Below are 20,840 nucleotides of genomic sequence, written 5' to 3' on the forward strand. Positions count from 1 at the left end.
TTGATGCCATTTTTCTTTATACTGTCACTGAGGCAGGTTGGACATTTGATTTCTAGAGTTATTTGCATTTCTCTATTTTATCAAAATTCAACCTGCTTTTTTTTAGCATACTTTTTGATACACCACCCATTATTTTAATCAAAAAATAGACTTTATTTAATCATAGGAAACATCAAAGATGTTTAGATATGTAAAACGAAGTCTCAAGCATGTTACTAAAAATTCAAAAAACTCATTAGAAAAACTACACAAATAAGATAATGAATTTAACTCCCCTAAATAACACTTAAAAAATAATAAGTTAATTTAAACAGGATGATTAAAAATAAATCATTGCTATATTGTTTTACAATTTTAATCCCCTATAATCTAGATCAAAAAGACAGGTCTGTCTATTTTGCTGAAAAACCGAATGACACGATGCATTCAGAGGGTAAAAATAAATAAAAGAAGACGTCTAAAGCGTTCAAAATACAAATCATTCACTGCCGCTAACATAGTCAATGATTTGTAGCACACCATTATCAGCAAAGCGCGGTTATTCCTAGAATAACCGCGCTTTTTTATTTTTTAAGCACGTTATAACTTAACTTCTTCACTGCTCAATCAAGCCTAAAGAAATTCGAGTGTCGTTCAATCCTTCTAATTAAGCATTGTAATGCTCATGCCAATTCTAATTGAATGAGTGTGTAGACCCGTTTCCAATAATCATCCAAATTTACTTGATTTGGATCAATCTGCGCTTGAATGGTCATACCATCTAAAATACTCGATAAAAATGCCGCAAGCTGATCGGGTTGTTGTATGCCTACACGTCGAAGTGCATAACTTAGTTTAGACTTTAACCATTCTTTATAATCAATTGCAGGTTGTAAAGAAGAAGGATAAACCTTTGAAATTTCTTCTACTGCTTTTTGAAACATGCATCCATTAAAATCTGCTGATCGAAACCATGCATCGTACCAAGCAAATATTGTTTTAATATGAGATAAATAATCTTTTGGATCACATTGAGCAATTGCAGCATCAAGTGACTCCTGTAAATTAAGATTTCGGGTCACGAGACATTCTTCAATTAATTTAGCTTTGGATGGGAAATATTTATAAAACGTCATTTTTGCAACACCAGATTCACTGATAATCCGATCAATACCAATAGAGTTATAGCTATAGGTGTTAAACAGTTTCAGTGCAGTGTGAATGATGTCTTGTTTCTTTGACATTTTTTTACCTGAAGTGCCAAACTTTAAAAAATTAAGCCATTGGCTCATAAGCACAGTGTACGTATAGAATTTACATCCTCTATGGCCGTGCATTATAGCTTAAAACCAACCATGAACCTTAAAACAGCTGAGCCACTTTTTTCCAAATCATCTAATACTAAAAATATAATTATTAAAAGCTAGTTCATTTAAATTGTTTTTCACATCAAATTAGCAACTAAACCATTAATATTTATAAATTATAAAAAATAATTTGAGCGTCAAAACAAATATAATGACTTGATTAAAATACGTAAAATTTATTAAAAATAAAATGCCGGTTCATAAACTTATTTCTCATAAAAAGATTAAAAACGTGCATTGCTCGACATAAAATATTTTTGCTAAATGGCTATGAACAGCTGGTTTTCTGTTCAGCACTTTGCACTCGTTCTTGCTGAGCTTTTTTCATTACTTGATAGCCGCCAGTTAACCCCAGTACTGCCATAATAAATGCAACAATAATATCAGGTAGCATACTTCCTGTTCCAAATACGCCTATTGCTGCAAATATCACTGCCGCATTACCGATAACATCATTGCGACTGCATAACCAAACAGACTTCATATTTGAATCACCGTCACGAAATGCATATAAAAATACTGCGCAAACAATATTTGCAATTAAGGCTAGTATACCTATTGTACCCATTGTGATTGCTTCAGGAGGTATGCCTTGTACATAGGCATATATCACTTTTGCAATGACAACGAAGCCAAATAGTGCCATGACTAAACCTTTTGCAAAAGCAACCGATGCACGCCAATATAAACTTGCACCTAATACTGCGAGTGATACACCATAGTTAACCGCATCACCAAAAAAGTCGAGTGCGTCTGCCCAGAGCGCAGAAGAATGTGCATACATGCCACCAACGAGTTCCACCAAAAACATCACAAAGTTGATGACTAGAGCTATCCACAAAGCTGTTCTAAATTTGCTGTCTGGCTTTTTCGGTGCAGGTTCATGACTACAAGTACAGGCCATTTTCCAATTCCACTGTTTGTATTATGATCATTTAAAACTATGGAGTAACTCCAAGGTCAAGTATGTCTACTACAAAATATTTTTTGATTAAAGAATTGGCTCAACTAACTGGTCTGAGCAGCGATACAATTCGGTTTTATGAAAAGAAAAAGCTGCTGAAGCCGAGTTTTCGTGCAGAAAATAATTATCGTTACTATGATGAAGAAACGCTCAAACGGCTGATTTTTATTAAACGTTGTCGTGACCTCGATATTTCCCTCAATGAAATTAAAAGCCTGCTTGAATTAGAACAACAGCCTGCGCAAAGCTGTCAAATGGTCAATCAATTAATTGATCAGCATATTATTCAAGTTTCTGAAAAAATTAAAGAATTACAAAATTTCAAAAAGCAATTAAAACAGCTTCGTGCCGCCTGTAATGAAACTTCTCGTGTAGATAGCTGCCAAATTTTAAAGCAGCTAGAAAATGGAACATCTTGAAATCCCAACTGTTTTACTAGGTTGAATCCTTTTTTTAGATGGCTAAAATAAAAGGCGTAATTTTTGTATGCCTTTAAAGACATGACTATTCAACACGTAACTGAACTCCTCTCTCCTGCCGGCTCACTGAAAAACATGCGCTATGCTTTTGCCTATGGTGCCGATGCGGTTTATGCAGGTCAGCCACGTTATAGCTTACGTGTTCGTAATAATGCTTTTGACCATGACAATTTAAAAATTGGTATTACTGAAGCCCATGCCTTAGGCAAAAAATTCTATGTAGTGGTCAATATCCAACCGCATAATTCCAAACTTAAAAATTTCATTCGTGACCTTGAACCTGTAGTTGCCATGAATCCAGATGCCCTGATTATGTCAGACCCTGGTTTGATTATGATGGTGCGTGAGAACTTCCCTGAAGTGGCTATACACTTATCTGTTCAAGCCAATGCAGTGAACTGGGCTACGGTGAAGTTTTGGAAAAATATGGGGCTAACACGTGTCATTTTGTCACGTGAACTTTCCATCGAAGAAATTGAAGAAATTAAGCAGAATGTGCCTGATATGGAAATTGAAGTTTTCGTACACGGCGCATTGTGCATGGCTTATTCCGGTCGTTGCTTACTTTCAGGCTATATGAATAAACGTGATGCGAACCAAGGTGCATGTACCAATGCATGCCGTTGGGACTATAAAATTCACGATGCAGCAGAAGACGAAACTGGTGATGTAATTCCTGTCACTCAAGTTGAGGACGCATTCAAAGAAAGTAAATGCTGTGAAAATAAAGATGCCGATGAGCAACACGCCTTAGAACAACACCAATTTGGCGAGCCGGTTTTATTACAACGCAATGAAGAAGACATGTTTGCAGCTGAAGAAGACGAACATGGTACTTACTTTATGAACTCTAAAGATTTACGTGCCGTCCAGCATGTCGATCGTTTAGCGAAAATGGGCATTCATTCTCTAAAAATTGAAGGTCGAACTAAATCCTACTTCTACTGTGCCCGTACTGCGCAAATTTATCGTAAAGCGATTGATGATGCCCTTACAGGCAAAGCCTTTGACCCATCACTGATGTCACAACTTGAAGGACTTGCGAACCGCGGCTATACCGAAGGTTTCTTGCGCCGTCATGTACACAGCGAATATCAAAACTATGAAACTGGTTCTTCACGCTTTGATCATCAACAGTTCTGTGGCGAAGTTTTAGAGCGTAATGGCGACTACATTAAAATTGATGTGAAAAACCGTTTTGTAGTTGGCGATTCCTTAGAACTGATGACCACATCGGGCAATATCACTTTTACACTAACTGAAATTAAAGACAAAAAAGGTAACTTGATTGAAGATGCCAAAGGCTCTGGTCACATTGTGGATATTCCCGTTCCTGCCGATGTCGATATAGCATTTGCTCTACTGATTCGAAACTTACCAAATTCGACGGCAGATATTTCTGCATTGTCTTTGGCTTATCAGGCTTAAGTTGCAATTATGGCTTTGTTGATTACGGATAAATGTATCAACTGTGATATGTGTCTACCCGAGTGCCCAAATGATGCGATTTATGAAGGCACAAAGGTCTATGAAATTGATGTAGATCGCTGCACGGAATGTGTGGGCTTCTACGAGCATCAAACTTGTGTTTCCGTTTGTCCAATTGAGTGCATTATTCCTCATCCAGATCACGTGGAAAACCAAGAACAATTGATGGAAAAATTTAAAGGTTTGAATTTGTTCAAATCTTAAATGCTGAGATAGCAAATGAAGTCGCTTGAATACTGGTGGCTTATATTGCATTCAGTATTACAGATATTAAAAAGACAACCTTGGGGAAAGTATAACAATAAGGTTGTAAAACAAAAAAAGTTGGGCAACGAATAGGATCAAAATGTGTGGGGACATTTTGGTTCTTTTTTTGCAGACAAAAAAAAGGAACTTGGATGTTAGCGTCCAAAGTTCCTGTAAAACGAGAATATTGAGAACAACAATATTCAAAAATGATAATAAAAACTTATCTCAATATTAGGTCAGTGTGTATGAGGAACACACTGACCTTTTCTTTCATTATTGACCTGAACGAATAATGTAATCGAATGCTGAAAGTGATGCTTTCGCGCCTTCACCTGTCGCAATGATGATTTGTTTGTAAGGTACTGTTGTACAGTCACCCGCAGCAAATACACCTTTCACATTGGTTTCGTTGCGCTCGTTAATCACGATCTCACCACGGTTTGATAGTTCCACAGCTGTTTCTTTTAAGAAGTCAGTGTTTGGTAACAAACCGATTTGTACGAAGATCCCAGCCAATTCAACAGTTTTGATTTCATCAGTTGCACGGTCTTTGTATTTCAAAGCAGTCACTTGTGAACCATCACCCACCACTTCTGTAGACAATGCATTCATGATCACAGTGGTGTTTGGCAAGCTATTTAATTTGTCTTGAAGCACTTGGTCAGCACGAAGTTTGGTATCAAACTCAACCAAAGTCACATGCTCAACAATACCAGCAAGGTCAATTGCAGCTTCTACGCCCGAGTTACCACCGCCAATGACCGCAACACGTTTACCTTTGAACAATGGACCATCACAGTGTGGGCAGTAAGCTACACCACGAGTACGGTATTCTTGTTCACCTGGAACATTCATTTCTCTCCAGCGTGCTCCGGTAGAAAGAATCACTGTTTTAGATTCAAGTTTTGCACCGTTTTCTAAAGTCACTTCAACTAAACCGTTGGCAGTTTCATCAGCACCTTTAATGTTCGATACACGTTGCAAGTTCATGATATCCACACCGTACTCACGTACATGTGCTTCCATTTCAGCAGCAAACTTAGGGCCTTGTGTTTTTTGAATCGATGTAAAGTTTTCGATGTCCATGGTATCCATCACCTGACCGCCCATGCGTTCAGCCACGATACCGGTCTTGATCCCTTTACGTGCAGCATAGATTGCTGAGGTATTACCCGCAGGGCCACCACCAATCACCAACACATCAAAGGCATCTTTCGCATTGAGTTTTTCAGCATCTTTTGCAGCAGAGTTGGTGTCTAATTTGGCAATGATTTCTTCCAAAGTCATACGACCTTGACCAATGTGTTCATCGTCTTGGAATACCATTGGTACGGCCATGATTTTGCGTTCTTCGACTTCGTCTTGGAAGAATGCACCATCAATCATGGTTGCAGTTGTGCCAGGGTTGTAAATTGCGATCAAGTTTAGTGCTTGAACTACGTCAGGACAGTTATGGCAGCTGAGTGATACAAATACATCAAAATCAGCTTTAAGACCTAAGCCTTTAATAGAAGCAAGAACTTCATCAGACACTTTTGGTGCATAACCTGAAGTTTGTAGCAAAGCTAGAATCAAAGATGTGAACTCGTGGCCCATCGGTAGACCGGCGAAGAATACACGTGGTGTTTCACCTGCTTTTGCAATACCAAAACTTGGTGCACGGCTGTTATCGCCATCGAAACGAGCAGTAACAAGGTTAGACAAAGCAGCAACTTCAGTTACCAGTTCTTTAATTTTGTCAGACTTGTCTGTACCGTTTAAAGTTGCGACGATTTCAATCGGGCCTTCAAGGCGTTCAAGTAAGGTTTTTAATTGAGCAGAAGTATTTTGATCTAACATTGCTAACGTCTCCAAAGGAGTAAATTTATTTGATGAGAGAATCATAGAACAAACCATTAAATAGGTGAAACGGTTTGTTTTTATAAAAATGATCGGTTTTACCAATCAATAGCAGAAATATCTTTCTAAATCAGAATACTATCTAATTATTCTAACATTAACACATAGCATAAGAACAGAAAATAATGTGATAAGCCCCACATTTTATTATTTATATGCTGAAAACTCCTTTCATATTTTTAATGCAAATAGCCTTACAAAACACATATAAAGTTTTAAGTTTCAATTCAGAAAATCCGCATTAAATCGATAGAAAGGTGAAGTGAATAGCCGTATCAAAAAACGACTTATCCCTCAAAAAAGCTAAAGAATCAGTAGTGAAAATCGATTAAAACAGCAAAAAGTACGCAGTGAGCGCAAATATGAAAATTGAATTTGTCTTTGATATTGTTTATCCCATGAGTTATGTCGCATTTCAAAAATTGAAGCAAAACTGGAATGAACATACAGCAACACGTGTGGAATTATTGCCAATTCAAATCGTGCCTGAAATACCTGAGCAGGGTTTAGATGTGCTCAAATATCTAACAGAAAAATATGGCTCAGTCGCAGCAAATCGTAAGTTAGAAATGATCAAATTTGCAGCGTATAGCGAAGATATAATTGTCAATATTGAACATATGAAGCGTATGCCGAATAGTCAGCTTGCGCACCAAGCCATACTCGCACTCGATAATACACTCGACCAATATGCTCTTACCCAAGCGCTATTCCATGCCCTTTTTGCTCATGGTAAAGACATTGCTGATGTTCGAATCTTAAAAGATATTATTGAAGGTATTGACTTAGATGGCACTAAAGTTCTGCGCTCTATTCAACATAAAGAGATTGCAGATTACCAACACGAATTGACTAAATATGTTAAATCTTTAGGTAAGCACCCTATTCCATACTACATTGTCGATGGTGTGATAAATGACCAAACATTTTCTACTCAAGAGTTAAGACAAATGTTACTGCGTGCGAGTTAATTAAAATCTAGCATGAGCACGTAAATAAAAGGTAATAAGAAAGCCCCCATACTGAATACAGTCTGGGGGCTTTCTTATAAGATCATTTTCTTAAATCCCAATGGCAGAGAGTTGATTAAATCAATTTATTCCCTGTTCGATACGTGCAATTCTTGACTTAAATTGCTGCGCCAAAAGATAAAGAATGCTACTTAAAACCAATGTTAACGCAATAAGTCCAATTAGAATCCAACGCACAACGCTATCAATAATATTGGCTTGACTAACCTGAGTTTCGACACTCTGCGCCATTGGTGTCATGGTCTTGGCAAAAAGCTGATTCTGCATGGTCCAGAGCTGTTCAGGTTGAAATCCATATTCACGAAACTTCGCAGGATTTTGCTGTTCTGAATTAATTAAACTCTGCACATAAGGGATCGCTGTCGCACGATCTACGGGCTTATGTAACAAAGCCGCTTGAGCATATAAATAAGCCTGAACTGTAGTCGCCACTTCCGCCTCTTTCAGTTCTTGCGCTAAACGACTGTCTTGAATATTTTTATCGTACTGAACCCATTTTTGATACGCGGCTTGATCATTATCTTTCAAGTCATACTGCACATAAGTCAAACCTGACCACAGCAGAATAAAAGACAATAACCAACCAACAAACTTCAGTACAAAAGATTGAAAGCGGATTCTAAAAAATTGGAATTTCTTTAAGCATCCCACTAAAAAGAATGCTCCAATAAAAGACACAAGTAATTTTAAGAATAACCAGCCCATAAAGGATAGAAAATTAACAAAATAATCAAACTGATGACCTAAATGACTGGCAACCTCGCCGGCACTTACAGGAACATGCAACTGCTGAACCGTTTGGCTTATACCAAAAAAGCTATAAACCATATCTTGTTGGATAAACAAACCAACAACCGACACAATCAATAATGAAAAACTGGTCAAAGACAACAGCACCAAATTACGTTGCCGCTGCTTAATGGTTTTTAAACCCGCATTGAGTTGCTGCGGGTTTAGTGCATATTCATCAATGGGAGGCAAATATATTCTCCTTGAGCTCTAATGAACCTCCCTCATATTTATGAAGAAGGATTGGAACCACTGGTGCTTGATTCAATTACTAAATGATTCAGATTATTTTGCAATGCACGAATACGTGTAGTTGCTTCTTCACGTTTCTGCACCCCTTCTTTCTGAATTTGAATCACATCATTAACAGTTTTAATGAGGGTATTTTGAACATGTTCAAGGGTTTCAATATCAATCACGGAACGTTGGTTAGCTTTCGCAGTATCCACAGAGTTCTGGTGCAACAAGTCAGCATTACGCTTTAACAGGTCATTGGTCGCATCATCAATGCTATTGGCCAATTGCACACTGTTCTTTTGTTCTTGTAGGGAAATTGCCAAACTAATTTGGTTTTTCCATGCAGGCAAAGTAATGTTTTTAATCGCATAAAACTTATCGACTAACATTAAATTGTTGGATTGAATAATACGAATCATTGGCAAAGTCTGCATCGCTGACTGCTGTAATATCTGCAAGTCACTAATGCGTTTTTCTAGATTATTCGCCAAATGATTCAGGTCATAGACTTTTTGTGTCGTCGCTTGATCTTGTTCTTGAGTAGTTAAGGTCGCAATTTCCTGTTGAATGTCCTGTTCTTTCAGTTTCCCTGCTGCAATATAAACACCAAGTTGTTTATATTCATCTTGAACACCTTCAAACATTTTATCCAAGGTATTCACACGTGCCTTCAAACCACTTTGTGAAGTTTCAATTTCCTTCACTAAGCTATCGATCTGTTCTTTGGTGCTGTTAAAGTGTTGATCAAAACTTTGTTTCGCGCCTTTAAATTTACTCAACAAGCCGCCAAAAAAACCTGAACTTTTAGACTTGCTTAAAATACTATTGGTATTTAACTGCTGCGCGACTTGCACCACCTGATTGAGTTTTTGCCCTGTGGCATCAAGATCTTTGTTCTGTACAAGATTTAATAACTCATCGGTATAAGTCGATGTTTTGGTGGCAATATTTTTACCATACTCAGCCACACTGTTATGACTTAAATCTGCCAATTCTTTACGAGCAGCAATCACTTCATTAAAGTCAGAAGCTTGCAAGCCAATCTCTTGCAAATTGAGCTGCTGAAACTTTTGTTCAGTCAATTCTGTTGTTGCTTCAACGGGTAAATTCTTGGCATCAAAATCGGTCATAACTCACCTTATATTTCTAAGACTTAGAGGAATTCTCTAATGATTTTTTTAAAGTTTTAATCAAATTTTCACGGCTATTATCTAGCTTTTCCAAGCTACTTGTCGAGTTGCTTTGCCGACTTTGTTTGACATGATATTGCCAAGCCGGAATTAACACTTGTTGCGCTTCTTTAAAACGGTCAAGCAAGCTAAAAGATAATTGCTGTGAAAGCTGCATTTGTGTAATTGCAATATCATTACTCGCCTGTAAGGTTTGTAAGGTATTTATTTTCTTGGACAATCGCTCTGCAAAATTATCCAGTGGATGCTGTTTTTTTACAAACTGCGGATATTCAACAAGAAACTCTTCGGCAGCGACAATATAGCGCGCCATTTGTTCGCGTAAGCCTTGTAATTGATTCAAACGAGATTGCGACTTTTGAATTTCTAACTGTAACTTTTGGCTCAAATGATTGGCACGGTCTAATAGCTGATCCAGATTTTTATAGTACTCCACCTGCCCTGAACCATATTCCAAATCAATGCCTAACCACTTTTGCAAGGCATTAAATTTTCGGTTTTTCAGATATTTTTTTGAGTCGGCCAAAGCCTGAATCAATTGTTCAATGGTTTGACTGAGTTGTTGTGTCAATATTGGGTCGACACCATCCAATAACACAGCCTGTGCCTGAATCAACTGATCGGCATAATGATTTAACCGATACTGATCGCTGAGTAAAGGCACAAGGTCATTGCGCTTAATTGACAATACTTCTGTACGGTCAACAGCAATTTCCTTTATAGGTACCAATACATCAATTTGTGACATAGCAGATTAAACTCAATAAAATCATTTTTATACTACAAGTTTTGCAATAAAAGTCTTGTAGTATTTTGCAAAAAATTAAGCAATTTCAAAATGCCAACTCACTATGCACCAAGATTTATGTTTACGTGATAGCTCGCAAGATTTTAAACCACTTCCAATGTATACACATGATGCGGCACAAAGATGAGTACAAACTTAAGAAAAAAATGAACTACTAAATTAAATAGCACTAATTATGTTAAACCTATGACTTTGCATAATTTGTGATAAAAAATGATCGTAAAACCAACTCAGAATATTTTATGATCAACAGCAATATAATCATAATTTTTGAGTGACGAATGGAACGTTTTTTCCATAATACAATGTATGCAGCCCGCTGGATTTTTAGCTCCAGTCTATTTTGGCTTATCTTTTGCCCTACTGTTATTAGCAATTAAATTCTTCCAAGAAGTATTTCATGTGTTACCGCATATACTGGAATACACCGAAGCAGATCTAATTTTAGTGATTCTTTCCTTGGTGGATATGACCATGGTAGGCGGTTTAATTGTCATGGTGATGTTTTCAGGTTATGAAAACTTTGTCTCACAACTGAAAATTACGGAAGGTAAAGACCGCCTAAATTGGCTTGGCACGATGGACGCCAATTCACTCAAACTAAAAGTTGCTGCTTCCATTGTGGCAATTTCCTCTATCCACTTACTTCGGGTGTTTATGGATGCCAAAAATATCCCAAATGACAAAATCATGTGGTACATCATCATGCATCTGACTTTCGTCTTTTCAGCCTTTATGATGGGCTATCTAAATAAAATCAGTAAGCACTAATACGCAAAAAAGCCATCTATGTTTGATGGCTTTTTTTCATTGTCTAATTTCATTTAATTAATGCAATACACTCATCTGTTTGAGTTTATCTAAATCTAGAATTCGAATTTGGCTATAGCTCCAATCCACAATCTGCTGTTGCACAAAAAGTTGCAAGTGTTTATTCAACGTCTGACGCGATATATTGAATAACTCGGCAAATTCTTGCTGACTTAACTTAAACGGAATCTGCGCTTGATATCCATATTGTTCATATAACTTAATAATATGCCTAGCGATTCGTTGAGTAAGACTGGCAGTACGCAAATAACGGTTTTGTTCAAACATCGCATACATGCGACGACTCAAGAGTTGGATGATATGCCACATGGCCTCTGGTTCATTTTTCAAAAGTTGAAAAAAAAGCTCACTGGGTATAATTGCTAATTCAACATGCTCTGCGGCGAAATAATCAAAATTCAACGCTTGCTGTTGCAATACCGATACAAGGTTAAAAACCGATTGTATGCGAATAAAATCATTCACGATCAACTCGCCATCGGCTTGTAACCATCCGACTTGCAAAGTCCCAGACAGTAAAATATAAACATCATTTATGCATTGATGTTGCTGCAAAATTTGTTGATGCGCATGATGACGGCTAAATTGAGCGTGTTGCAAAATATTTTGCTTTGCAGCAAGGCTCAGTCCCCGAAAGACTTGATCGTCAGCGAGTATATTTTCTAATTTTTGTCTTGCTGATAATCGTAGGTCAATCACAAGATTCCCAAAAAAATGCCTAATACATTTGAATATTAGGCATGGAATTAAAGGGAAAGAACTATTATTTTTAACTATGTTTATACACTTAGGTGCTGTTATTTAGCGTTCATATTTATGATGCTTTTTCATAAATACGACCTTCTTCAGACCGTAGGTTTGAAATATCTTGGTTCGTCACATTTTTTAGAACAGTACTTGGCTGACCATTTACATCTACAGGGACATCACCTTCAATAGTGACACGCGTTGCCACACGAAGTTCATCACCATAGTCATTAATCGCACGGTGCTGCGTGGCACGGTTATCCCAAATTGCCACATCACCCTCCGCCCAGCGCCAGCGTACTATATTTTCCCATTGCACAATTTGCTCTTGAAATAAATCAAACAATCGACGTGATTGGGTTGGACTATAACCAGAAAAGCGTTTAAAGAAATGTCCAAGTACCAAGGTCTTTTCCCCAGTTTCTGGATGTACACGTACTAATGGATACTCTGTTTCAATCTCCACAGCAGTACGGAATAAATGACGGCCTTCTTCATTATATTCACCCTTCGGCTTAGCATAATCATAGCTATTACTATGTACTGCACGTAGCTGTTCTGCGAGTTTTTGCAATTCAGGGCTTAAATCTTCGTAAGCTGTGGTCGTATTTGCCCAGACCGTATCGCCACCATTTGATGGTGCAATTAAATTACGTAAAATGGTGGCTTTGGGATAATTCGGTAAAAAGGTAATGTCGGTATGCCACGAGTCAGCACGCCCACCACGCGAATCAATAGATAAAGTATGTGCTGTGCCATCTTTAAGCGGAACACTTGGATGATTTAATGGCGTACCCAATAAGCGTGCAAAGGCTTCTTGCTCAAGGTCAGTCAAATGCTGCTGCCCACGAACAAAGACTACTTTATATTTTAATAATGCATGATTGAACTCTGCGACGACGTCTTGGTTCAAATCCCCCGAAAGTTTGATCCCTGTGATTTCTGCACCAATGCGGCCTGTTACAGGTTTTACTTCAATATGTTGATATTGATAATTTGGATTATATGTTTGCGCTTGTAATTGTGTCATGTCGGTATTCCTGATCTTTTAAAATAATGTAAAGCAACGTATTTGTTGTTGGTTCCACTATGCCGACTTACACCTTTTCAGACTGTCAAATGGTTGACAGTTATTCAGAGTTAAACTGCTATTGTTTTTAATTATTTTGCTTAGCAATTTTACCTACAGTTTTTGCTTTAAAACAAAAAAGCCATCAAGTTTGATGGCTTTGAAATATATAAATAAACAGGCGAACGGAAATTATAAATAGTCGCCTTCGCGCTCAGGTTGATAGAGCACTCTTTCAATTTTCACTTTCATAATATGACCATCGGGTTGTGGCCATTCAATCTCTTGACCTTCTGCCAGGCCAAGGATTGCCGCACCGACCGGAGCAAGGACATTCACCTGCCCTTTATCACCACGAAAGTCATGCGGATACACCAACGTAATTTCTGTAGGTTCAATCGATGGCGCAATGGTAATTAACACTTTAGCGTTCATGCTGACCACATTGGTGGGTACATCTTGCGGTGCAACCACTTCTGCACGGGCAAGCTCATCTTCGAGATGTTCCATTGTTGGCGTTAATTTTGATTGATGCTCCAACATGGTTTCTAGGCGATGGAGATCTTGTTCTGAAACAATAATACTCGGTTTATTCATCTATCCAATTCCTTTTTGCTTATGCATCAAAAACGCTAATGATGGGAAGATCTTGTTGTAATCACTCATTCTTTTATATCAGAAATATAAAAAATTAGATAACGACTTACTTTCATTCAAATATAAAAAAAGCCCCCTTGAGGGGGCTTTTCTCAAGTTAGATTATTTTGCGTAAACAGGGAATTTAGCGCAAACAACCTCTACTTTTGCCTTAACAGCATCAATCACTGCTTGATCGCCTTTTGCATCAAGAATATCAGCGATCCAACCAGCAAGGTCACGTACTTCAGCTTCGCCGAAACCACGAGTTGTCACAGCTGGTGTACCGATACGGATACCAGAAGTCACAAATGGTGAACGTGGATCATTTGGTACAGAGTTTTTGTTCACAGTAATGTGCGCAGCACCTAACCATGCATCAGCTTCTTTACCAGTGATATCGCCTTGTTTGATTAAAGACAATAAGAACAAGTGGTTTTCAGTACCACCAGATACTACGTCATAACCACGAGCGATTAGAACTTCAGCCATTGCTTTAGCATTCTTAACCACTTGTTGTTGGTAAGTTTTGTATTCAGGTGCCATTGCTTCTTTAAAGCAAATTGCTTTAGCAGCTACAGCGTGAACCAAAGGACCACCTTGGTTACCTGGGAATACAGCTGATTGTAATTTTTTCTCAATCTCTTCGTTTGCTTTCGCAAGGATTAAACCTGAACGTGGGCCACGAAGTGTTTTATGAGTCGTTGTTGTTGTTACGTCAGCAATTTGAACTGGGCTTGGGTATACGCCAGCAGCAACTAGACCTGCAACGTGAGCCATATCTACAAATAGGTAAGCGCCAACTTTGTCCGCGATGTCACGGAAACGCTGCCAGTCAACAATTTGGCTGTAAGCAGAGAAACCAGCAACGATCATACGTGGCTTGTGTTCTTCAGCTAAACGTTCAACTTCTTCGTAATCGATTTCACCAGTTTCTGGGTTCAAACCGTACTGAATTGCGTTATATGTTTTACCAGAGAAGCTAACTTTTGCACCGTGAGTCAAGTGACCGCCGTGCGCTAAGCTCATACCCAAAACTGTATCGCCAGGGTTAAGAAGTGCTAGGTAAACAGCAGAGTTCGCTTGAGAACCTGCATGTGGTTGAACGTTAGCGTAATCAGCACCAAAAAGTTCTTTAGCACGGTCAATTGCCAATTGTTCAATAACGTCTACATATTCACAACCGCCATAGTAGCGTTTGCCTGGGTAGCCTTCTGCATATTTGTTAGTGAGTTTTGATCCTTGCGCTTCCATTACTGCTGGTGAGCAATAGTTTTCAGAAGCAATCAATTCGATGTGCGCTTCTTGGCGAGCATCTTCCTTGGTGATTGCTTGCGCGATTTCTGGGTCAAATTCAGCAATTGAGATATTGGCAAACATTAGCGAGGTCCTATTAAATTAGGGCTTTTAAGCCGTGCTAAGATTGGCGCGTATTGTAGCATGAAGTTTTGAAAATGAGAGCGGGTAGTTTTGCTAAATTTAAATAAAAAATGCCTATCTTCATCCGAAAGATAGGCATTCTGTTCAAATCAAATTATTGAATTGGCATAAGAGATTTTACATCTAAGATAATTTCATCCCAATTCGCGGTATAAACCGTCGCATGATCCCATTTTGGCGTGATTGCATTGTCTGTGTCCGTCACATAATTAATTTTAGTTCCTTTACTTGTGGCTAGCTGTATCAATACATCCGTTGCTGCTTTTGGTACTGTTGTGTCATTACTGCCTTGATAAATGAAAATTGGTGTACTCAATTTTTTGAGCAGCGGCTGAGAGTCTTGCTCTAAGAATTGTTTAACCACTTTAATATTGGTCATAAAATTAGTTTGCGTTCGTGGGTAGCCATCTAATTTTCCATTCTTTTGTACATAAGCACCCATTGCCCCACCTAAGGTTTGCCCTAACACGTCATAACATACACTTTCAGCTTGAGCAGCGAGCTGGTCTGTTGGTGGGACAAACACTTCACTATATTGCAACGTTGGTGTTGAATTTCTTAAACCTGCTGTAATTAGCGATGTAAAGGTATCAAGCGGCGCAAGAATATTAATTTTCTTAATCGGATCGGTTTCAGCTGCGGCTTTTTGTTCACCTCCACTGAGAATTAAAGCCAAATTAGAGGCTGGTGCTACAGCCACTGCGCCCTTATAGCTCAACTGTGCACGTGAAGCATATTGCGCAGCTCCCAAGGCAGCTTGCCCACCCTGTGAATGTCCTACGACGGACCACCGTTTTTCAGTGGTGTTACCTAAGTTTTTACTCGCAGCAACCACCGCATCGGTAATGGAAAATGCTTCACTTTTTAAATTTAAGAATGGATGTAACTCTTTACCACTCGGTTCACCTAAACCTTCATAGTCAGGGGCAACTACCGCATAACCTGCTGCTAAAAGTTTTGAAATAAAATATTCATTACCTTTTAAGCCTTGTTGGCTTGGTGCACAGGCATCAGCAACACCTGTAGTACCATGCGCCCACGCCACAATGGGCCACCCACCTGTCGGTTTGGTACCTTTAGGCGTAAAGAGTAAAGCTGTAGCTTGAGTTTCAGTACCATTTACGCCAAGCATTTTATTAAGTCATCAATGTTTTATTGACACTCACCGTATCCAAAACGGCATTAGCATTGGCATTTGCATCAATATAGACCTGAGTTTTTACAACAGGTGCAGCTATATTATTTTTTGGTATCCCATCATCGCTAATAAATGACGAATCATCGTCGCTTCCTCCACACGCAACCAAGAAAAGTGTACTACTGACCAATACCGTTAACTTAAGTTGGTTCATCATCCTTGTTCCCTCTATTTGTTGTTTTAAAGTCATCCCTATTGATTAATCTCATGGAATTTCAATACGTTCAAGTGGTTTTATCACCATTGATCACTCTATTCATTTTTGAGGAGCTCGATCTTAATAACCACCTGATTTAATTTATATTTTAAATTCTAAATTTACATTTTTCTAACAATCTAGATTTGGGGGAATATGTATGTAAGCCATGTTAATTTTCTTTCTTCTAGGTTTGGTCTTAGGTTATTTTGTCTTTGGTATGAAAACGAATACGCAAACTGCAAAAGTCATTTATAAAAGTTTGCCCGCAGCAAAGACATATCAACAAAAATAAATACTCAAGGCATCATCATTCAACCAGTGAATGGATTCGCGAATTCAATCAATTGACACGCAATAAAAACGCCTAATTTTTACACCTATTGAAACAGATCTTTGTTAATTATGAGATTTCCATTAAACAATAACGCTTTATTGTGTTAGATAGCGACTATATTCCATATGTGATTTTAGAATAACTTGATACAGATAAAATTTTAAAATCGGTATTGAAAATGGAATTCCATTACACCTGTATAAAGGTGTAATTTCAGTAGACGCATTAAAAGAAGATTATTTAGTCAATATGCAGCCATCTTGATAATTTCGCGACAAAAAATCATGGCATTGGTTTGTCAGTCTGTGTGTGATCATGTACATTCATTTTTATTCATCCAACACTGCGGAACTGGACATGCAAGCCATTATTCTCGACACAGAAACCCATACCCTAAATGGTCAACCCATCGAGATTGCCTATGCACCTGTGCAAGTTGCTGATGCAAAAATTACCCTAGATAAGTCTAAGATTTTTGACCAACTTTATAGTTGTGATGAACCCATTTCTTATGCAGCAATGGCTGTCCACCATATTTTAGAATCAGAACTTGTAGGTCAACCCCACTACAGCAGTTTCGAACTCCCAAGTGAAACCATATATATCATCGGTCACAATATTGATTACGATATACGGGCATTAGAAAAATGTGGTGTCGATAGCACCAATATTAAAGCTATTTGTACACTTGCCCTTGCCCGTTTGGTTTGGCCCGATGCAGAAGCGCATAATATTTCTGCTTTAATCTATATGATAACGAAAGGTAGTGAAAAAGCCCGTGAAATGATTCGTAAAGCGCACCGTGCCGATATGGATATTATTTTAACGGCTAATATTTTGATGCATATCGTGCACCATTTAAAAATTAACAGCATTGAAGAATTATATGCCGCGTCTGAAGATGCACGTATTCCACGCACAATCAATTTCGGTAAACATCGTGGTACAGCTATTGCAGACTTACCTTCAGACTATGTTCAGTGGCTTATGCGTCAAGATGAACTCGACCCTTATTTACGCAAAGCTTTAGAAAAAGCTGCAATAGTCACTTTATAAGACTTTGATTATTTAACAATTTCTTCATCTTATTGTAATTTTCAAGCAATAGGCTTGCCTTAATTCTTTTCTTAATGGAATTAAGGCATGTTTAATTATCAAAAAACTGAGCTTGGTTTTAAAGTTTTAAAAGATCGTAGTATTGCACTCAATGCTCGTCAGCGTCGGCTTTTGTTGTTGATTGGTTCGGACGACTTTAATCAAATGCAATCACATCATCAGCAACGAATTGCTGAAGCCTCACTGTTACAACAATTAGTGGAACTGGATTTAATTCAATACTGTGGTGATATTGCACATGTATCTGATGAACAAACCATCCTCTTTTCAAATGATTCAAATATTACCCAAACAACTGCACAATCCGAGAATCATCTCGAAGCTTTTCCAGCACTCAATTCAAGTCACTTAGCATCAAAGCACAATCTAAATCATAGTTTCGACTCTAATCAGAACACGCACGATATACCTTCAAATACACCTCAGCAAAGTACGTCTTTACCTACTTTCGAGGATCATCATAAAAGCTTTCATAAAGAGTTAGTTTCTGAAAATTTAGTTTTTATAGAGCAAGATTTTGAAACATTACAACTTTATATGTGCAACTTACTGCATCAATATTGTGGTTTGATGGCCAAAAAGTTGGTGATTTCAATTCAAAATACTGAAGAGATATCACAGCTTAAATCCTGTCAAATGCAATGGACAACTTTGCTGAATGAATCTCACATTCAACCCAAATTACTCCGCCACGCTTTGCAGCAGGTCAATTACAGTCTAAATCATTTACAAACTGCCGCCTGATTTAGATCGAATTACTCACTTCTGATTCAAAAAACAAATTAATGAAGTGAGGATAGATTAACAATAAAATATACATTTTTATTAAATTCAATATCTTGCATTAAAAATACATAAACCATGCTGCCATTCCCTATAAAGTATAAGACTTTCTCCTAATGTCCTTGGGCTGCCGAATATCGCAAGAATGCGTTGTTTAGTTTAATAAACTCGAGCTTTCATATGACACAACAGTACGGTTTAGAATTTGATTCTTTTGATAACCCAATGCAACTTAGCAAAGTCGGCAATTGGATTTTTACCTTTCTAAGCCCACGTGAAGCCATGCCCGATGTTCAATTAGCTATAACTAACGTCATGCCACGTCAAATCAGTGATGAATTACAACCCCGAAAAGTGGTTATTCATAATACAGCCGAAGAAAATATTTGGCTGATTGAACAAGTTGAATGCTTCAACAGTCAAACCAATCAAGAAGTCATTTTCCCTGCTCAGGCAGAAGAATCACAGATGGTTATTCAAACGATCATTTCTGAATTTGATCGTTATGATGTCATACTGAAACTTCAGCCACGTTAATTTTATCCAACTAAAAAATTTGAAGCGATATAACTCAAATACTTATACACTTTTTTATTGTCTTAGATTAATTGAAAAATATTTCATACAGAAATTACGCAGCGTTATCCCTTATCATAGCGCTGCATAATAATTTTCAATATGGATAATAAAAATGAATTTAGCAAATTATTCTAATGACCAGGCCCTCATCATTTTTAACTTATATAACAGTTTAGAAGAATGTTTTGAGGCAATTGGCCGCATACATCTTGGTCCAAAACTCGTACTGAGTGATGACGATTTATCAAAGGATCGCAAAGTGGTTGATCGCTATGTAGGTGGCATACTCACTCAATCTATTGTTATTCGCAGTGAAGATGTTGAGCTTGCTAAAAGCAACCCTATGATTCGCTATCAGCTTTTGTCCTATGTCTTAAATCAATTTAAAGAAGCAAAAACTGCATAAACCAAATTTTAGGCATGAAAAAACTCACAACCATGTGAGTTTTTTTCTTTCCATTGATTAGGCTTCGAGTAGACGATAAATATTGTCCGAATTTTGACTTTCAAATAGTAATTCAATACTTGGCAATATAATTTCACCAGCAACAACAATATGTTCAATACGATGAAATATTGCACGTGAATCATCAGCATCCTTTCCACGTACCATCGCTTGCGCATTATAAACTTGGCTAAATTGATCTTTCACTTTCACATCGATCATCTGTTTCATTGCTATATACTCTACTTCTTTTAATAATTGAATTTTTTATACCACACCATTAAGCAAATTCTGCTTTTAAAATGTTAGATTTCTTGGCAATGTAAAGTTAATTTACATTAGTAATTATATATCAAATAGATAGACTAATCATATTTATATTGTTTGACAAAAAACCACGAATACATAAATTTAAGGCATTAAAAAGCCCGCATCTCTGCGGGCTCTATGTTGGAAGGCTAGTGCTGATTTCTTGTCTGCAATATCTTAAGTTTAAAATATTACGAAACTCAACGAGCTGTCATTGATCCGTCCAACTTATTGGTAGCGTCGTTTTATGACCTACCGTGATTTAAATATAGCACTTTCTAGTATCTTGCCAAGTCTTGCTAACACTTCAAAACAATTGATCAAATAAAATACAATTGCATTGATCTTTGAATAAGCAGAAAATATGTTCGGTTCAAATGAACGTTAATTAAAACTTCAACTGCCAAACTTAAGTCCATGTTTTCAAAACATCATTGCTAAATTTGGCTTAACGTTAAGCTTAATTAAAAACATTAATCTGCTCAATCTGTCTATTAACCAGGGAAAATACCGCGTTCTTTCCGCGCTTTTAAAATACGTTCACACGGGCTTTGTTGCACAAAGATTTGAAATGCAAAGCGCCCCTAATTGAGCCAAATTTAAGGCGTAACTTGGGTAAGTGGTCGACCTAATTCCGTAAATCTGTTAAGAACTGCTACACGTGCATGGATCTC

General features: G+C 37.6%; 19 protein-coding genes and 2 pseudogenes. 9 read left to right on the forward strand and 12 right to left on the reverse strand.

The window, feature by feature from the left end; translation table 11 throughout:
* Nucleotides 1-662 precede the first annotated feature (662 nt).
* Entirely contained in the window at nucleotides 663-1,223 is a 561-nt protein-coding gene (locus FTT84_RS13490) for a TetR/AcrR family transcriptional regulator (protein WP_180081476.1), read from the reverse strand.
* Between the two features lie 391 nt (nucleotides 1,224-1,614).
* Nucleotides 1,615-2,250, reverse strand: a complete 636-nt coding sequence (locus FTT84_RS13495; protein WP_180081474.1) for a cation transporter — start codon at nucleotides 2,248-2,250, stop codon at nucleotides 1,615-1,617.
* Nucleotides 2,251-2,312: 62 nt separating this feature from the next.
* On the opposite strand from FTT84_RS13495, the gene FTT84_RS13500 reads away from it, so the two are divergent.
* From FTT84_RS13500 to FTT84_RS13510, 3 genes are all read left to right on the forward strand, one after another.
* Complete coding sequence (locus FTT84_RS13500) at nucleotides 2,313-2,729, forward strand: Cd(II)/Pb(II)-responsive transcriptional regulator (RefSeq protein ID WP_180081472.1); 417 nt, start codon at nucleotides 2,313-2,315, stop codon at nucleotides 2,727-2,729.
* A gap of 81 nt (nucleotides 2,730-2,810) precedes the next feature.
* On the forward strand, nucleotides 2,811-4,217 hold the full coding sequence (gene yegQ, locus FTT84_RS13505) for a tRNA 5-hydroxyuridine modification protein YegQ (protein WP_180058867.1): 1,407 nt from the start codon (nucleotides 2,811-2,813) through the stop codon (nucleotides 4,215-4,217).
* A gap of 9 nt (nucleotides 4,218-4,226) precedes the next feature.
* Complete coding sequence (locus FTT84_RS13510; protein ID WP_180058866.1) at nucleotides 4,227-4,481, forward strand: YfhL family 4Fe-4S dicluster ferredoxin; 255 nt, start codon at nucleotides 4,227-4,229, stop codon at nucleotides 4,479-4,481.
* Nucleotides 4,482-4,799: 318 nt separating this feature from the next.
* Here FTT84_RS13510 and ahpF read toward each other — a convergent pair whose 3' ends face one another.
* The gene (ahpF, locus tag FTT84_RS13515) at nucleotides 4,800-6,365 is read right to left on the reverse strand and encodes an alkyl hydroperoxide reductase subunit F (protein ID WP_180081470.1); all 1,566 of its coding nucleotides are present in this window, start codon (nucleotides 6,363-6,365) and stop codon (nucleotides 4,800-4,802) included.
* 422 nt (nucleotides 6,366-6,787) lie between these two features.
* Here ahpF and FTT84_RS13520 point away from each other — a divergent pair, with 422 nt between their 5' ends.
* On the forward strand, nucleotides 6,788-7,396 hold the full coding sequence (locus FTT84_RS13520; protein WP_180081468.1) for a DsbA family protein: 609 nt from the start codon (nucleotides 6,788-6,790) through the stop codon (nucleotides 7,394-7,396).
* Between the two features lie 120 nt (nucleotides 7,397-7,516).
* Here the strand turns inward: FTT84_RS13520 and FTT84_RS13525 are convergent, their stop codons facing one another.
* From FTT84_RS13525 to FTT84_RS13535, 3 genes are read right to left on the reverse strand one after another with little or no spacing between them, the layout of a single operon-like run.
* The gene (locus FTT84_RS13525; RefSeq protein ID WP_180081466.1) at nucleotides 7,517-8,437 is read right to left on the reverse strand and encodes a hypothetical protein; all 921 of its coding nucleotides are present in this window, start codon (nucleotides 8,435-8,437) and stop codon (nucleotides 7,517-7,519) included.
* Between the two features lie 38 nt (nucleotides 8,438-8,475).
* Nucleotides 8,476-9,612 carry a toxic anion resistance protein gene (locus FTT84_RS13530; RefSeq protein WP_067764071.1) on the reverse strand — a complete coding sequence of 379 codons (1,137 nt, stop codon included), beginning with the start codon at nucleotides 9,610-9,612 and terminating at the stop codon, nucleotides 8,476-8,478.
* Nucleotides 9,613-9,628: 16 nt separating this feature from the next.
* A complete protein-coding gene (locus FTT84_RS13535) occupies nucleotides 9,629-10,420 on the reverse strand; it encodes a tellurium resistance protein (RefSeq protein ID WP_180058235.1) in 792 nt (263 codons plus the stop codon).
* A 341-nt stretch (nucleotides 10,421-10,761) separates the two neighbouring features.
* Between FTT84_RS13535 and FTT84_RS13540 the strand changes: the two are divergent.
* Nucleotides 10,762-11,251 (forward strand): annotated as a pseudogene (locus FTT84_RS13540) (TIGR00645 family protein).
* Nucleotides 11,252-11,308: 57 nt separating this feature from the next.
* On the opposite strand, the gene FTT84_RS13545 reads toward FTT84_RS13540, so the two are convergent.
* The 5 genes and pseudogenes from FTT84_RS13545 to FTT84_RS13565 all read right to left on the reverse strand — a co-directional run bounded on the left by FTT84_RS13545 (nucleotide 11,309) and on the right by FTT84_RS13565 (nucleotide 16,558).
* Nucleotides 11,309-12,010, reverse strand: a complete 702-nt coding sequence (locus FTT84_RS13545) for a Crp/Fnr family transcriptional regulator (RefSeq protein ID WP_180058236.1) — start codon at nucleotides 12,008-12,010, stop codon at nucleotides 11,309-11,311.
* Nucleotides 12,011-12,125: 115 nt separating this feature from the next.
* Entirely contained in the window at nucleotides 12,126-13,088 is a 963-nt protein-coding gene (locus FTT84_RS13550) for a TauD/TfdA family dioxygenase (protein ID WP_180081465.1), read from the reverse strand.
* Nucleotides 13,089-13,319: 231 nt separating this feature from the next.
* A complete protein-coding gene (gene rnk, locus FTT84_RS13555; RefSeq protein WP_067764089.1) occupies nucleotides 13,320-13,724 on the reverse strand; it encodes a nucleoside diphosphate kinase regulator in 405 nt (134 codons plus the stop codon).
* A gap of 162 nt (nucleotides 13,725-13,886) precedes the next feature.
* Complete coding sequence (gene glyA / locus FTT84_RS13560) at nucleotides 13,887-15,143, reverse strand: serine hydroxymethyltransferase (protein ID WP_067764092.1); 1,257 nt, start codon at nucleotides 15,141-15,143, stop codon at nucleotides 13,887-13,889.
* Nucleotides 15,144-15,297: 154 nt separating this feature from the next.
* Nucleotides 15,298-16,558 (reverse strand): annotated as a pseudogene (locus tag FTT84_RS13565) (alpha/beta fold hydrolase).
* Between the two features lie 733 nt (nucleotides 16,559-17,291).
* On the opposite strand from FTT84_RS13565, the gene FTT84_RS13575 reads away from it, so the two are divergent.
* The 4 genes from FTT84_RS13575 to FTT84_RS13590 all read left to right on the forward strand — a co-directional run bounded on the left by FTT84_RS13575 (nucleotide 17,292) and on the right by FTT84_RS13590 (nucleotide 19,818).
* Nucleotides 17,292-17,990: a putative quorum-sensing-regulated virulence factor gene (locus FTT84_RS13575; RefSeq protein ID WP_180081478.1), complete on the forward strand. Its 699-nt coding sequence runs from the start codon at nucleotides 17,292-17,294 to the stop codon at nucleotides 17,988-17,990.
* Nucleotides 17,991-18,077: 87 nt separating this feature from the next.
* Nucleotides 18,078-18,794 carry a hypothetical protein gene (locus FTT84_RS13580; RefSeq protein ID WP_180081463.1) on the forward strand — a complete coding sequence of 239 codons (717 nt, stop codon included), beginning with the start codon at nucleotides 18,078-18,080 and terminating at the stop codon, nucleotides 18,792-18,794.
* 219 nt (nucleotides 18,795-19,013) lie between these two features.
* Nucleotides 19,014-19,370 carry a hypothetical protein gene (locus tag FTT84_RS13585; protein WP_067764101.1) on the forward strand — a complete coding sequence of 119 codons (357 nt, stop codon included), beginning with the start codon at nucleotides 19,014-19,016 and terminating at the stop codon, nucleotides 19,368-19,370.
* 154 nt (nucleotides 19,371-19,524) lie between these two features.
* Complete coding sequence (locus tag FTT84_RS13590) at nucleotides 19,525-19,818, forward strand: hypothetical protein (protein ID WP_180081462.1); 294 nt, start codon at nucleotides 19,525-19,527, stop codon at nucleotides 19,816-19,818.
* A 57-nt stretch (nucleotides 19,819-19,875) separates the two neighbouring features.
* On the opposite strand, the gene FTT84_RS13595 is transcribed toward FTT84_RS13590, so the two are convergent.
* Nucleotides 19,876-20,088, reverse strand: a complete 213-nt coding sequence (locus FTT84_RS13595) for a hypothetical protein (protein WP_180081461.1) — start codon at nucleotides 20,086-20,088, stop codon at nucleotides 19,876-19,878.
* Between the last annotated feature and the right edge of the window lie 752 nt (nucleotides 20,089-20,840).

Origin of the sequence: Acinetobacter sp. YH01019, from assembly GCF_013420285.1 — a bacterium.
Lineage (GTDB): Bacteria > Pseudomonadota > Gammaproteobacteria > Pseudomonadales > Moraxellaceae > Acinetobacter > Acinetobacter gandensis.

What these genes read in the sequence shown, in the direction of transcription:
- FTT84_RS13520 (WP_180081468.1), top strand. Translation starts at nt 6,788, where the DNA reads ATGAAAATTGAATTTGTCTTTGATATTGTTTATCCCATGAGTTATGTC.
- FTT84_RS13585 (WP_067764101.1), top strand. Translation starts at nt 19,014, where the DNA reads ATGACACAACAGTACGGTTTAGAATTTGATTCTTTTGATAACCCAATG.
- FTT84_RS13500 (WP_180081472.1), top strand. Translation starts at nt 2,313, where the DNA reads ATGTCTACTACAAAATATTTTTTGATTAAAGAATTGGCTCAACTAACT.
- FTT84_RS13580 (WP_180081463.1), top strand. Translation starts at nt 18,078, where the DNA reads ATGTTTAATTATCAAAAAACTGAGCTTGGTTTTAAAGTTTTAAAAGAT.
- FTT84_RS13550 (WP_180081465.1), bottom strand. Translation starts at nt 13,088, where the DNA reads ATGACACAATTACAAGCGCAAACATATAATCCAAATTATCAATATCAA.
- FTT84_RS13530 (WP_067764071.1), bottom strand. Translation starts at nt 9,612, where the DNA reads ATGACCGATTTTGATGCCAAGAATTTACCCGTTGAAGCAACAACAGAA.
- FTT84_RS13495 (WP_180081474.1), bottom strand. Translation starts at nt 2,250, where the DNA reads ATGGCCTGTACTTGTAGTCATGAACCTGCACCGAAAAAGCCAGACAGC.
- FTT84_RS13590 (WP_180081462.1), top strand. Translation starts at nt 19,525, where the DNA reads ATGAATTTAGCAAATTATTCTAATGACCAGGCCCTCATCATTTTTAAC.
- rnk (WP_067764089.1), bottom strand. Translation starts at nt 13,724, where the DNA reads ATGAATAAACCGAGTATTATTGTTTCAGAACAAGATCTCCATCGCCTA.
- glyA (WP_067764092.1), bottom strand. Translation starts at nt 15,143, where the DNA reads ATGTTTGCCAATATCTCAATTGCTGAATTTGACCCAGAAATCGCGCAA.
- yegQ (WP_180058867.1), top strand. Translation starts at nt 2,811, where the DNA reads ATGACTATTCAACACGTAACTGAACTCCTCTCTCCTGCCGGCTCACTG.
- FTT84_RS13490 (WP_180081476.1), bottom strand. Translation starts at nt 1,223, where the DNA reads ATGTCAAAGAAACAAGACATCATTCACACTGCACTGAAACTGTTTAAC.
- FTT84_RS13510 (WP_180058866.1), top strand. Translation starts at nt 4,227, where the DNA reads ATGGCTTTGTTGATTACGGATAAATGTATCAACTGTGATATGTGTCTA.
- FTT84_RS13575 (WP_180081478.1), top strand. Translation starts at nt 17,292, where the DNA reads ATGCAAGCCATTATTCTCGACACAGAAACCCATACCCTAAATGGTCAA.
- FTT84_RS13535 (WP_180058235.1), bottom strand. Translation starts at nt 10,420, where the DNA reads ATGTCACAAATTGATGTATTGGTACCTATAAAGGAAATTGCTGTTGAC.
- FTT84_RS13595 (WP_180081461.1), bottom strand. Translation starts at nt 20,088, where the DNA reads ATGAAACAGATGATCGATGTGAAAGTGAAAGATCAATTTAGCCAAGTT.
- ahpF (WP_180081470.1), bottom strand. Translation starts at nt 6,365, where the DNA reads ATGTTAGATCAAAATACTTCTGCTCAATTAAAAACCTTACTTGAACGC.